At 67.9% G+C, this 13454-nt stretch carries 12 protein-coding genes; 3 read left to right on the top strand and 9 right to left on the bottom strand.

From position 1 onward, the window contains the following. Positions 1 to 478 precede the first annotated feature (478 nt). Together KDW55_RS04740 and KDW55_RS04745 are read right to left on the bottom strand one after the other, a co-directional pair. A complete protein-coding gene (locus KDW55_RS04740) occupies positions 479 to 910 on the bottom strand; it encodes a MarR family transcriptional regulator (RefSeq protein WP_069243007.1) in 432 nt (143 codons plus the stop codon). After that, positions 907 to 1824, bottom strand: coding sequence for an alpha/beta hydrolase (locus tag KDW55_RS04745; RefSeq protein ID WP_212160083.1), 918 nt, complete (start codon positions 1822 to 1824; stop codon positions 907 to 909). Before KDW55_RS04745 ends, KDW55_RS04740 begins: the two co-directional genes overlap by 4 nt. A 274-nt stretch (positions 1825 to 2098) precedes the next feature. Between KDW55_RS04745 and KDW55_RS04750 the strand changes: the two genes are divergently transcribed. From KDW55_RS04750 to KDW55_RS04760, 3 genes are all read left to right on the top strand, one after another. After that, entirely contained in the window at positions 2099 to 3067 is a 969-nt protein-coding gene (locus tag KDW55_RS04750; RefSeq protein ID WP_212160082.1) for an ABC transporter substrate-binding protein, read from the top strand. Positions 3068 to 3119: 52 nt separating this feature from the next. Next, on the top strand, positions 3120 to 4214 hold the full coding sequence (locus tag KDW55_RS04755) for an LLM class flavin-dependent oxidoreductase (protein WP_212160081.1): 1095 nt from the start codon (positions 3120 to 3122) through the stop codon (positions 4212 to 4214). Positions 4215 to 4329: 115 nt separating this feature from the next. Then, complete coding sequence (locus KDW55_RS04760) at positions 4330 to 4977, top strand: hypothetical protein (RefSeq protein ID WP_212160080.1); 648 nt, start codon at positions 4330 to 4332, stop codon at positions 4975 to 4977. Between the two features lie 45 nt (positions 4978 to 5022). Here the strand turns inward: KDW55_RS04760 and KDW55_RS04765 are convergent, their stop codons facing one another. From KDW55_RS04765 to KDW55_RS04795, 7 genes are all read right to left on the bottom strand, one after another. Next, complete coding sequence (locus tag KDW55_RS04765; RefSeq protein WP_040139861.1) at positions 5023 to 5958, bottom strand: ABC transporter substrate-binding protein; 936 nt, start codon at positions 5956 to 5958, stop codon at positions 5023 to 5025. A gap of 31 nt (positions 5959 to 5989) precedes the next feature. Next, the gene (locus KDW55_RS29585) at positions 5990 to 7777 is read right to left on the bottom strand and encodes an amino acid ABC transporter permease/ATP-binding protein (protein ID WP_209822631.1); all 1788 of its coding nucleotides are present in this window, start codon (positions 7775 to 7777) and stop codon (positions 5990 to 5992) included. A 69-nt stretch (positions 7778 to 7846) separates the two neighbouring features. Beyond that, a complete protein-coding gene (locus tag KDW55_RS04775; RefSeq protein ID WP_212160079.1) occupies positions 7847 to 9205 on the bottom strand; it encodes an LLM class flavin-dependent oxidoreductase in 1359 nt (452 codons plus the stop codon). 7 nt (positions 9206 to 9212) lie between these two features. After that, positions 9213 to 10271: an LLM class flavin-dependent oxidoreductase gene (locus tag KDW55_RS04780; RefSeq protein WP_069243001.1), complete on the bottom strand. Its 1059-nt coding sequence runs from the start codon at positions 10269 to 10271 to the stop codon at positions 9213 to 9215. A 40-nt stretch (positions 10272 to 10311) separates the two neighbouring features. Beyond that, positions 10312 to 11253, bottom strand: a complete 942-nt coding sequence (locus KDW55_RS04785) for an ABC transporter substrate-binding protein (protein WP_212160078.1) — start codon at positions 11251 to 11253, stop codon at positions 10312 to 10314. An 86-nt stretch (positions 11254 to 11339) separates the two neighbouring features. After that, complete coding sequence (locus KDW55_RS04790) at positions 11340 to 11900, bottom strand: GNAT family N-acetyltransferase (RefSeq protein ID WP_040139857.1); 561 nt, start codon at positions 11898 to 11900, stop codon at positions 11340 to 11342. A gap of 321 nt (positions 11901 to 12221) precedes the next feature. Next, positions 12222 to 13256 carry a succinylglutamate desuccinylase/aspartoacylase family protein gene (locus KDW55_RS04795; protein WP_059546967.1) on the bottom strand — a complete coding sequence of 345 codons (1035 nt, stop codon included), beginning with the start codon at positions 13254 to 13256 and terminating at the stop codon, positions 12222 to 12224. Between the last annotated feature and the right edge of the window lie 198 nt (positions 13257 to 13454).

The raw sequence follows: 13454 nt of genomic DNA on the forward strand, positions 1-13454 counted from the left end.
GGTGACGTGCGGTGACGATGGCGCGGCACGGCCGCGCAACGCGACCCCCCGCACGGCAACGGGTGCCGTGCGATGCGTCGGGTCGGGTTCGTTCAGGAGGCCGCTTGGGCCATCGCAATCCGCGTGCGCTGGATACCGCCAGCACTTCGGTCAAGACTCCTATTCGTTTTCACTGCTGGCCGGGCGAGCATCGCGCTGGAGACCCGACGGAAGACCTGTCCGTGCATACGACGAATGCGTCGAAGTGGATTGCAATGTAGGCGATCCGTCTGCGGCGCGGGAGGCACTTTTTTGTAACAGAGCGTAGCCGGAAAGCGTTGCCGAAACCGCGCGTCGGCAACGCGGGGCGACAACGCAAAATTTGCCGCGCATACGCGGCCGGAAACGAAGCGGAAACGCGAATCGGAATCGCTATCGCTCACATGCGATCGCGTGCGATGACGTGCGCGATCGCGCGTGGACGTGCGGAAGATGCAGTTCAGCGTTCGGCGGGAAACCGGTCCTGCAATGCGTGCAACCAGCGCGCGACGATGTCGAGTTCCGCGTCGGAAAAACCGTCGCACAGCTTGCCGTTCAGTTCGCGCAACACGACGCGCGCACGCTTGAGCGCCGCATGACCTTCGTCGGTCAGGAACAGGCGCGTCGCACGCCCGTCGTCGGAATCGGCGTGGCGCGCGAGCAGGCCCGCTTTCGCCATCCGGTCGGCGAGCCCCGTCATCGCGGACGGCGCCAGTTGCAGTGCCGCGCCGACCTCGCCGATCAGCGCGCCGTCCTGCTTCGCGAGGAAGAACAATGCGCCGGCCTGTGCTGCGCTTGCGCGCGCATCGGTCTCGGCCTTGCGGTCGACCCAGCGCTGCACGCGCCGCTGGCCGACGTTCAACAGGAAAAACAGTCGTCGGTCTTCGTTCAAGCTCGGTTCCCTGTTGCAATCGAAAATGACGGGCGGCCCGCTTCGCGCGGCGAGTCGAGCGCGCGAGCGAGCCAGTCGGCGACGCCGGGCCACAGCACGCCGCCGGGCCGGCTGCGGAAGAAGCCCATGTGCCCGATCGGCCCGCTGTCCGCCGCGTGCGGATCGATCTGGCGGCGTTCGACGGCCGCGCGCGTGAAGTAGCTTACCAGCAGGTCGATCGCTTGCGGGTTCGCCCACGGATCGTCGTCGAAGCCGATCGCGAGAATCGGCAACCGTTGTTTCCCGAAGCGTTCGGCCGCGCCGAGCGTCGGGTCGTCGAAGAAGTAGCGCGGCAGCGTCGTCCAGCGGCTCCATTCGCGAAACACGCCGGCTGGCAGATCCTCGCCGAGGCCGAGCCGCTTGCCGGGCACGTAGCCGAGCAGCGCTGCGGCGAGCGGGCCGATCACGCGCAGGATCAGCCGCACCTTCAGCCGCTCCGCGGCACGTGAAATCAGCCGCGTACTGCCCGCGTGTGCGGCGACCATCACGGCCGCACGCAGGTGCGCGGTGCCGGCCGACAGTCCGATCGCGTGGCCGCCGACGCTGTGGCCGACGGCCAGCAGCGGCAGCCCTTCATGAGCCTGCCGAGCCCATGCGGTCGCGGCGCCGACGTCGAGTTCGATCCAGTCGCGCATGCGCGCATGCAGTTCGTTCAGCCTTGGCGGCCGCGACGCGCCGATTCCGCGGTAGTTGTAGGTCAGTGCCGCGAAGCCGCGCCCGGTCAGAAACCGCGCAAAGCCTGCATACAGCCGCTCGGGCACCGCGGTGGCCGGATGGATCAGCACCAGCGCGCGCGGCGGCACGTCCGGCGACCACAGCGTGCCGCGCAGCATATAGCCGTCGGCGGCGGAAAACTCGATCGGTTCTGACGTCATGGCCGTCCTCGCTCCGAGTGGTTATTTCGTATGCGAAATATAGCCGCCGTTTTACTTCGCGTGCGAAATATCAATCGAGGAAATCTTCGAATGGCCATCCGCGACGGCGCGCGGGCGGAGTCCTCGCGGAGATATCCTTCCATAAAACATTTGCATCTTTGAATAGCAGAATAATGCGTTTGTCTCATGGTCAGGATGAACGTATCGTCACGGATTCCATCCTGTCCGCCGGCTGTCGCACCGCGCGGGCCGTCATTCAACTTCCGGGGAAATCATGTCGTTGAGTCGAATCGTCGCCGCGCTGCTGCTTGCGCTTGCCGCGCAGCCGGGCATCGCGAAAGACACCGTCACGCTGCGTGTCGGTGAACAGAACTACTTCAACATCCAGGCGTCGATGGAGGCGTCCGGCGTGTTGAAGGACCTGCCTTACACGATCGAGTGGAAGCACTTCCAGGCCGCCGCACCCGTTGCGGAGAGCCTGAACGGCAATGCGATCGACATCGGCTTTCTTGGCGATTCCGCGCTGCTCACGCTGGCCGCGCGCGGCGCGCCGGTGAAGGTCGTCGCGGTATCGCGCCAAAGCCTCGACGGCGTCGCGATTCTCGTGCCGAAGAACTCGCCGGTGCGCAGCGTCGCCGACCTGCAGGGCAAGACCATCGCGGTGTGGCGCGGCGCCTGGAGCCAGCAACTCGTGCTGCGCGCGCTCGAGCACGCGGGCCTGCGCGCGGATTCCGTCAAGTACGCATACCTGATGCCGATCGATGCGACGAACGCGCTTGCGAACGGCTCGGTCGACGCCGTGTCGTTGTGGGAACCGTTCGTCAGCACGCTTGCGCTGCGGCAGGGCGCGCGAGCGGTGACGACCGCGCAGGGGCTGATGCCCGCGTTGAGTTTCGTCGCCGCGAACGAGCAGGCAGCCACCGCCAGACGCGCGGAGATCGCCGACTTCCTGAAGCGCGTCGTGGCCGCACGCCAGTGGGTCGACGGCCATCCGCGCGAGTACGCGGACCTGTGGGCCAAACGCGCGAAGCTCGAGCCGGACGTCGCATACCGATGGCTGAACAACGCGCACCAGCGCGTCGGCCCGATCGACGACACCGCCGCGAAAGACGCGCAGAACACAGCCGATTTCCTGCACAAGGCCGGCGTGATCCCGGTTGCTTACGACACGGCGAAGCTGCTCGACCGCTCGTACGCGGGCGCGTTCGCGGCGCCCGCGCAGAAGACGGCCGCCGTGCAGTGATTGCGCGGCGCCGCCCACGCATTTCCATCGACAACGAGAAGGACATTCCGACATGCCTGTCGACATCATCGGCATGATCACCGCGACGCCCGGCGCGGAGGTCGACGTACCGGGCGGCGCGGCCGTCCAGCCCGACTACGTGCGGCGCTTCGCGCAAGCGCACGAAGCCGCCGGCTTCGACCAGATCCTGGTCGGCCATTTCAGCAACGCGGCGGATGGCTTCATCGTCGCGTCGTTCGCGGCCGCCGCGACCGAACGCGTCCGCATCCTGCTCGCGCACCGGCCCGGCGTGATCGTGCCGTCGGCCGCCGCGCGGCAGATTTCGACGCTCGACGTGTTCAGCGGCGGCCGGCTCGCACTGAATATCGTGTCCGGCGGCGACGACACCGACCTCCAGCGCGACGGCGACTTCGTGCCGCACGATGCACGCTATCGCCGCACCGGCGAATATCTCGACGTGCTGAAACGCATCTGGCGCGCCGACGCGCCGGTCGATCACGACGGCGAGTTCTACCGGCTGCGCGGTGCGTCGCCGGTCGTCAAAGGCGCGCAGCGCCCGCACGTGCCCATCTATTTCGGCGGTTCGTCACCGGCTGCGCTGGCCGTCGCAGGCGAGCATGCGGACGTCTACATGACGTGGGGCGAGCCGCTCGCGTCGGTGCGCGAGCAGATCGCGCGCGTGCGGGCGGCCGCGTTGCCGTTTGGACGCGCGCCGCGCATCAGCGTGTCGTTCCGGCCGATCGTCGCGCAGACCGAAGCCGCCGCGTGGGAGCAGGCCGACGCGATTCGCGAGCGCGTGCGCGCGGCGCGGCTCGCGAACGGCCAGCCGATCGACGGTCACGCCCCTCAGAACGCAGGCTCGCAGCGGCTGATGGCCGCGGCCGCGCAGGGCGACGTGCTCGACGAGCGGCTGTGGATGGGCGTCGCGAACCTGACGGGCGCGCGCTGGAATTCGACCGCGCTCGTCGGCACGCCCGAACAGGTCGCGAAGGCGCTCGGCGAGTACTACCGCCTCGGCGTGTCGACGTTCCTGATTCGCGGATTCGATCCGCTGCACGATGTGTCGGCGTATGGACGCGAGCTGATTCCGGCGATTCACGCGCATGTCGCGGAACTCGACCGGGAGCGTGCGGCTGTGAAGGCGTAGGCCACGATCGGCTTCCGATATGGGTCGTGCGCGATCCGTCGCATGTGTCGTGCTGCATCTTCTCCGTCGCAACGATAAACCTACGCACGTTACAATCCGCGATCGGTCATGGGCCATGACCGGCGAGTGCGATTGCGACGAGCCGCAGCGGATGTGCGTCGTTCGATCAGCATCAGAATCGACGATTGAAGCGACGAAATTCATGAGAAAGATTGCAGGGGCTTTACTGGTATGCGGGGTGCTGGCGGGCTGCGCCGGTAGCGGGGCAAAGCGCGGTGGCGTGTACGACCCTGCGACGCAAGCCCGGATCCGCGTATACCTGGGCGCCTATTCCCATTTCTACTTCAACACGACATGCGAGCCGGCCGACAACTGGTTCGCGAACGGGGCGCCCGGGATCGACGTCGCCGTGCCGGGGTTCACGCGTGCGTTTGCAGGTAACGAGACGATCGGCATGCCGGTGCCGGCCGACGCCTATAAATACTACGACGAGTACGTGATCAAGGCCGGCCAGCCGCTGACGATCACGTTTCGTGTCGGTGGCGATCGAGTCGTGGATCTCGGCATGGCGGGCAAGACCACGATCAGCCAGCGTGTCCAGCATATCGCGCGCTCGTTCGTCCCTCTGCCGGGCAACGATTACGAAGTGTTCCCGTACGATGCGGCATGGGGGCTCGAGGCGAAGCTGCGCCAATTGCATGTGGAAGGCAGTCGGGTATCGACGACCGACGTACGGCTCGCCGCGGCGCAACGTTGCCGGTGACACGTCCGGCGTCGCATGGCGTATCCGCCATGGCGCGCCACGCGATCAAAACGACGGCAACCCCGGCGGATTCGTCTCAGCCCGCGCGACCGCCTCGCTCTGCAATCCCCAGCGCGCGAGCGCCTGCCCGTAACGGCCGTTGCCGATCAGCGTATTGGTGGCGAGCGTCAGCGCCGGCGCAAGCCCGCTGCCGCGACGCGTCGCGATCGCGACATCGGCATTCGCCGGCCAGCCCGCATTCACGACACCGACCCGGCGGATCTTGCCGTCGCGCGCGGCCTCGTACGCAAGCGACGCGTTCGGATTGAGCTCCGCATCCGCACGGCCTGACAGCAGCGCGACGCGGGCGGCTGCATCGTCGTCGAAATACAGCAGCTCGGCGGCCTTCAGCCGCTGCGCGACATTGCGCCGGCTCCATTCGAGCAGGATGCGCTCCTGGCTCGTGCCGGCGCCGGTGATGATCCGCAGCCCTGCAATGTCCTTCGGTTCGGCGATCTTCGCGATCGGGCTCGCGGTGCGCACGTAGAAGCCGTGCAGCCCGAGCCGGTAGGTCGTGAAGTCGTATTTCTCCTTGCGCTTTTCGGTCACGCCGACGTTCGAGATCACCGCGTCGTACTTGCCGGACGTCAGCCCGAGCGGCCAGTCGGCCCATGCAACCGGCACCAGCACAAGCGTGCGGCCCAATGCATCGGCGACGAGCTGCGCATAGTCGGGATCGGCGCCGACCACGGTGCGCGCATCGGTGGCGTAGGTCGACACGGGCGGCGCGTGCGGTGAGATCGCGACCGTGAACGCGCCGTCGCGCACCCAGCGGTAGTTGCTTGCCGCGCGAATCGCGGCGTCGTCGCGCGCGGCGCGGATGCGGCCGGCCTGGCGCGGATCGAGATCCGCCGCCGCGAACGCGGCATCGGCTGCGTGCCATCGCATCGCGGCCGCTGCCGCCAGCGCGGCGGTCATGAACTGGCGTCGATCGATCGTCATCGGTTACCTCGCAGACACGAAGCGGCGTGCATCACAGCACCCGCGACAAGAACGCGCGCGTGCGCGGATGGGCCGGCGCGTCGAGCACGCGGGCAGGCGGCCCCGATTCGACGATGCGGCCGCGTTCCATGAACAGCACGTTGTCGGCGACCTCGCGCGCGAAGCCGATCTCGTGCGTGACGATCACGAGCGTGGTGCCCGAGCGTGCGAGCTCCTTGATCACGTCGAGCACTTCGTTCACCAGTTCGGGGTCGAGCGCGGACGTCGGCTCGTCGAACAGCAGAACCTTAGGGCGCAGCGCGAGTGCGCGCGCGATCGCGACGCGCTGCTGCTGTCCGCCGGACAACTGGCGCGGATATGCATCGGCCTTGTCGGCGAGGCCGACGCGTGCGAGCAGCGTACGGGCAGTGCGCTCGGCTGCGTCGCGCGTGACGCCCGCGACGGCAATCGGCGCTTCGATCAGGTTGTCGAGCACCGTCAGGTGCGGAAACAGGTTGAAGTTCTGGAACACCATGCCGACTGCGGTGCGCCGCTTCAGCACGTCGCGCTCCTTCAGCTCGTGCAGTACGTCGCCGTCACGCCGATAGCCGATCAGTTCGCCGTCGATGTCGATGAAGCCGTCGTCGACGCGCTCCAGGTGGTTGATCGTGCGCAGCAGCGTCGATTTGCCGGAGCCGGACGGCCCGACGATTACCGTCACGCTGCCGCGCGGCGCGACGAACGACACGTTGTCGAGCACGCGCTGCATGCCGAACTGCTTCGACACGTTGTGTACGGCGACTTCGCCGCCGGTGCGCGGCGCGTGGGCGGCCGCGGTTTCGTCCTGCGTCGTCGCGGCGGCCGTCGCTGCATTGCGAATCGATGCGCGCCGCCACAGCGCACTCGCGCGCGCCAGCACGAATGTCAGCGCCGACGGCGGCGGATTGCGCAGCGCGCCTCGCGCGTAGTGGCGCTCGACCTGCACCTGGATCGCGGACAACACGGTGAGGATGATCAGATACCACACGGTTGCGACCATCAGCAGCGGAATCACTTCGAGATTGCGCCGATAGATCACCTGCACCGTATAGAACAGCTCGGGCATCGCGAGCACGTACACCATCGACGTGCCTTTCGCGAGCGTGATCAGATCGTTGAACGCGGTCGGCAGGATCGAGCGCATCGCCTGCGGCAGCACGATCCGCGTCGTCTGACGGCCACGCGGCAGCCCGAGCGCGGCGGCGGCTTCGAGCTGCCCCTGGTCGACCGCGAGAATGCCGCCGCGAATCACTTCCGCGGAAAACGCCGCGTGGTTGAGCGTCAGGCCGAGCACGGCGGCGAGGAACGGGCTGATCAGGTCGGTGGTGGGCGTGTCGAACCATACGACGTCGGTAAACGGCACGCCGAGCCGAACGTGTTCGTACAGATAGCCGAGATTGTTGAGGATCAGCAGCAGCACGATCAGCGGAATCGAGCGGAACAGCCACACGAAGGCCCACGCACTTGCCGACAGCAGCCGCGAGCGCGACAGCCGGGCCAGCGCGACGAACGCGCCGAGCGCGAAGCCGAACACGGCGCCGAGCAGCGTCAGCAGCAGCGTGCGTGCGAGCCCGGACAACACCGGCGGCGACAGGAACCATTCGGCGAATACGGGCCAGCCCCATTGCGGGTTGCCGAGAATCGAGTGCAGCGCGAGCGCAATCAGCCCGAGCGCCAGCACCGTGCCGGCCGTGCGCGACCGATGGCGGGCCGGCACGATCCGCACGTGCGCGCCGGCGTCGCGGACGCCGGAGGAAGAGAGCGGCGGCAGTGCGCCGCCGAGATGGGTCGTGTCGCTCATGTCGGTGAAGTCCTCGGTCGGGGTCGGTCGGACGCGCCGCGCGGTGTAGCAACGCGGCGGGCGTCGGCGTCACGCGTGCGCTTCGGCGGCGTCGTCCTGTCGTTGTGACGTGTCCGGCGCCGCATAGCGGCTCGCCTTGCGCGGCAGGCCGAGGTGATCGCGCAGCGTGCTGCCCGGCAGCTCGCGGCTGTAACGGCTCCGCGCTTCGAGCGCCGGAATCACGAGTTCGATGAAGTCGTCCACGCCTTGCGCCTGGACCGGGAAGCCGAGGATGAAGCCATCGCCGGCGCCGGCGTCGTGCCAGCGCATCAACTCGTCGGCAACGTGTTCGGCCGTGCCGATGAAGTTCGGGCGCGGCGTCGCGACGGCCAGGGCCGTCTCGCGCAGTGTGAGGTTGTTGCGCTTTGCGTCGGCCTTGATCCGGTCGGTGGTCGAGCGGAAGCTGTTGCGGCCGATGTCGCCGAGTTCGGGAAACGGCGCATCGAGCGCGTACCGGGTGAAATCGTGGTGATCGAAATAGCGGCCGAGATAGGCGAGCGCTTCGTCGATCGTCAGCAGGTCGCGAATCGCCTGGTACTTGTCCTCCGCTTCGGCGGGCGTGCGGCCGACGATCGGCCCGATACCCGGAAAGATCTTCACGTCGCCGGGTTGCCGCCCGTGCTCGATAGCGCTTTGCTTCACGCGCCGCGTGAACGCGGCCGTTTCTTCGAGCGACGGCGAATGCGTGAAGACGGCGTCCGCATACTTGCCCGCGAGCCCGATGCCGGTGTCCGACGAACCGGCCTGGAAGATCACCGGCTGCCCCTGCGGCGAGCGCTGGATGTTCAGCGGACCGGCCACGTTGAAGAAGCGGCCGTGATGGTCGAGCGTGTGCAGCTTGTCGCGGTCGAAAAAGCGGCCGGTCGCGCGATCGCGCACGAATGCATCGTCGTCCCAGCTGTCCCACAGCCCCTGCACGACGGCGAGGTATTCGTCGGCGATCTCGTAGCGCAATTCGTGATCCGGATGCGTCTTGCCGAAGTTCTTCGCGGTTCCTTCGAGCGGCGTCGTCACGACGTTCCAGCCCGCGCGGCCGCCGCTGATCGTGTCGAGCGACGCGAGCTGCCGCGCGACCGTGAACGGCTCGCTGTACGACGTCGAGATCGTGCCCGCGAGGCCGATCTTCTTCGTCGCGACCGCGAGCGCCGACAGCACGGTCAGCGGCTCGAAGCGATTCAGGAAGTGCGGAATCGACTTCTCGTTGATGTAGAGGCCGTCCGCGACGAACGCGAACGCGATGCCGGCCGCTTCCGCCTTGCGCGCGATGCCGATCGCGAAGTCGAGGTTGATGCTCGCGTCCGGCGGGTTGCTCGGATGCCGCCATGCGTTCATGTGGCTGCCTGCGCCTTGCAGCATCAGGCCGAAGGGTATCGATCGTCGGGTCGTCATCGGCGCGTTACGTGTTTTGGTCGAAAGAAAGGGAGCGGCCCGCATGGCCGGCCGCGAGGGCTGCCTGCAGCGGCGTGATCGACTGCGCGCCGCCGAGCCATTCGGCCGATGCGAGCCGAGCCGTGTAATCGGTCACCGGCGAATCGATCACGAACGCATCGACGTCGAGCCGCCGGCTCAGTGCGTCGAGCGCGCTGTGAATCCGCTCGGGCGTATCCGCGAGCACGGCCGGGCGCAGCTCGTCGATCCGGTAGCCGGACGCGCCGCTTTGGCGCGCGAACTCGGCCGCGGCCTGCGCGCTTGCGAGGTTGAAGCTCGGGCCGCCGGCGAACTGCAGCTTGAAGATCTTCAGCGGGCCGCTCAGTTGCTCGGCGGCTTCGCGCGTCGGCGCGGCGATCGCATACAGCGCGACGAGCGGCCGTGTGCCGCCTGCGTCGCGGTAGGCGGACAGCGAGCGCTCGAGGTTCGCGTCGTCGCCGTTGAAGTGGCCGGCGTAGCAGAAGCGCCAGCCGTGGCGCGCGGCGAGCTCGCCGCTGCCTGGCGAGCCGCCGAGCAGGATGCGTTCGGGCGCATCCGGCGGCACCGGCATCGCGACCGCGCCGGCGAGCGGGTGATCTTCGGCGACACCCCAGCCGAGGAACGCATCGAGCTCCGCGAGCTGTCCGGCGAAATCCGGCTTCCTCGCGTTGTCGTGAAACCACTGCAGCGCGCGCGTGGTCAGAGGCAATCCGCCGGGCGCCTTGCCGATGCCGAGATCGACGCGACCCGGCGCGAGCGCGGCGAGCAGCTTGAACGTCTCGGCCACCTTGAACGGGCTGTAGTGCTGCAGCATCACGCCGCCCGAGCCGACGCGAATGCGCGACGTATGCGCGAGCAGATGCGCGACGACGATCTCCGGCGCGGAGCTTGCGAAGCCCGGCGCACCGTGATGCTCGGCGACCCAGAAGCGCTCGTAGCCGAGCTGTTCGGCACGCCGCGCGAGCGTCGTCGTGAAGCGCAGCGCGTCGGCGGCAGTCGCGCCGTCGGCGATCGGGCTCTTGTCCAGCAACGAAAGCGAATAAGACATCGTGTTCGGCGCTCCTCTGCGCAACGTGAACGGGCGGCGCTCAGATCTTCGGCAAGCCGGGCGGATTCGTGCGCGACTGATCGATCGCCTCGGACGCGAGATTCCAGCGATCGAGAATCTGCTGATAGCGGCCGCTCCTGATCAGCCCGTTCAGCGCGAGGGTCAGCGGATCGGCGAGCCCGCTGCCTCGGCGCGTCGCGATCGCGATGTCGGCCGTGCGCGGCCAGCCGCCGCTGATCGCGCCGACCAGCCGCGTCTTGCCTTGCTGCGCGCTTTGGTACGCGAGCACCGAGTTCACGCTGAACACCGCATCGGCTCGGCCGGACTGCACGGCGACGATCCGCATCGCCTGGTCGTCGTAGTACTGAACCTGCACGGGCTTGAGCCCGTGTGCGACGTTCTCGCGGTCCCACGCGAGCAGGATCTTTTCCTGGTTGGTGCCGGCGTCGGTCACGATGCGCAGGCCCGCGACGTCCTTCGGCTCGCGGATCGACTGGATCTTGCTGTCATTGCGCACGTAGAAGCCGACCTGGTCTTTGCGATACGTCGAGAAATCGAACTTCTGCTTGCGCTCCTCGGTGACGGTGACGTTCGAGATCACCGCGTCGACTTTTCCCGATTCGAGCGCTAGCGGCCAGTCGGCCCATGCGAGCGGCACGATCTTCAGCTTGCGGCCGAGGCTGTCGGACACGAGCTGGCCGACGTCCGCGTCGAAGCCGATCACCGTGCGCGCGTCGGTCGCATACGAGCTGATCGGCGGCAGGCTCGGCGCGACGCCGATCGTCAACGTGCCGGGTTCGGCGAACTTGAACGACGCGGGCACCGCGCGTTCGACGGCCGCATCGGCCGCGCCGCGCGGGCGGCCGCGCTGTTCGGGGCTCAGGTCGAAGGTCGCGGCGGCCGCGGCGAGCGCGGTGACGCCGATCACGGCGGCGGCCAGCGTGCGCAGCGCACGCGGCGTGAAGAGAACGGCTCGTTGCATGGTTGCGTCCTGTTGTCGTGGTGTTGTTGTGATGTTGTCGCGGTGTCGCCGGAAGCCGGGAAGCCGAACCGGATGGCGCCACGCGTTCAGCGCGGCAGCACCGCTTCGGGCAGCGGTGCCCATAGGTCGGCGAGCGTCGACGTGCGCGACGGATCGGCGAGATCCTTGCCGAAGCGCAGGTGGAAATACGCTTCGGGATCGATCGACGCATCGAACAGCCGCGTGTAACCGGTGCGGTCGTACAGCGCCCACGCTTCGGGCTGGCGAAAGCCGGTGGTCAGGTACACGCGCCGGTACCCCTGCTGCGCGGCGCGCAGTTCGAGTGCGTTGACGATCACGCGTGCGAGACCCTGGCGGCGCAGGTCCGCGCGGGTCCAGATGCGTTTGAGTTCGGCGGTCTGCGCGTCGTAGCGCTTGAACGCGCCACCGCCGATCGTTTCGCCGTCGCGCAGCAGCAGCACGAACGCGCCTTCGGGCGGCGCGAACAGTTCGGCCGGGTAGCGCGCGAGTTCGTCGCGCGCGGATGCGCGACTGTCGGGGCGATACGCGTCGTAACGCGTCGCGTATTCGTCGATCAGCGCGTCGATCAGCGGTTGCGCGCGGACGTCGAGCGGTGTCGTGTCGATGAGGCGGTCGTTCGTGGCCATGGGCATCGCGAGGGGCGGGCGATGCGGACACCTCCGGCGGGCTCGCGGCACACGGGCTGGCCGGTCTGTTCCGTTATCGCGACGCGGTTGTCGTGATGACGGCGTGCGCGATGCCTGCTGCGATGCACCCGGCGCGCCGCCGCCGTTTCGAACACGTTAGCGGCGCGGCGGGCAAAGACGAACGAAGCAATTTCGATAAGGATTTCGTGCGGGGTGTTGGAAGGCTTGCAGAAGCGGCGCGATGGACAACGCGGCCGGTTTGGCAGCACCGCACGCCGTGCCTCTGATGTGGGTGATGGCCGGACGACCCGACCGAACGCGTTACCCGATGACTCGCGGCGGCGTCGACGGCTCCGCCAGCTGGAACAAGCAATCACCGCGTCGCACCTGCGCGGGCACACGCTTGCACACGACCTCGCCGTCGCCGTTGAACCGGTGCAGCACCGGCTCGCGCAACGGCGTATCGGGAAAATGCACCCACGCGGCCGGTTGCCCGGCCTTCACCTGATCGCCGAGTTCGACGAGCGGTTCAAACAGCCCGCGTTCGTACGCGTAGACGAAGTGCCGATCGCCATCGACACGCAGAAAGCGCGTGACGGTCGGCGGTGCGTCGGGCACGAGCGGGCCGCGCAGCAGACCGATATAGCCGAGATAATGCAGCAACCCGTGACGGCCGAGCCGGATCAGCGACGGATCGGCCATCCCCGCACCGCCGAGTTCGGTCACGATCGAGATTGCGCGTTGCCGGCGCGCCGCCGACGCCGAATGCACGGGATTTGGCGCGTGCAGCAGCGCATTCGGCAGCCCGAACGCAACGAGGAGCCCGTTGAGTTTTGCCGCTTCGTCATCGTCGAGCGGATCGATCGCGAGCATGTTGCCGCCCTGGTACAGCAGCGAGCTGCCGCCCGAATGCAGGTCGACCAGATACTGCGCGCGCGACAGCAGCGCGTGCTCGATGTAATGCGCGATCATCTGCGTCGGCGTGCCGGCCGGGTCGCCGGGAAAGCTGCGGTTCAGGTTGCCTTCGTCGAGCGGCGACACGCGCAGGCCCGCGTCGGCCGCGGGGAAATTCGCCATCGGCAACAGGATCAGTTGGCCGCTGACCATCTCCGGATCGATCTCGCGCATCAGCTGCGACACGATGATCTGGCCTTCGTACTCGTCGCCGTGGTTGCCGGCCATCACGAGCGCGACCGGGCCGTCGCCGTTGCGGATCGACGCGATCGGGATCGGCAGCCAGCCGTACGCGGAGCGGTGCACGGAATGCGGCAGGCGCAGGTAGCCCGCATGCTTGCCTGGCGCGTCCAGATCGATTTCGCAGTGGATGGGATTTCGGTGTGCGGAAGAGGCGGTCATGGCAACGTCGTTCGATGAACGGAATCTGCCATCTTATCGGGAAACGGCCGCCGCGCGGCGCGCGCGGTGAAGGGTTGGCCGAAGGCCGCCGACGGGCCGGCACGCGAACGCGCGACACGTGCAATCACAGCCGCCGCGCGCGATGTTGCAGCGCTGAAACGCATGCCGGTGTGCGGGCCGGCTGCCCGCACCCGCCGG

The sequence above is a fragment of the Burkholderia sp. AU19243 genome, assembly GCF_018148075.1.
Classification (GTDB): domain Bacteria; phylum Pseudomonadota; class Gammaproteobacteria; order Burkholderiales; family Burkholderiaceae; genus Burkholderia; species Burkholderia latens_A.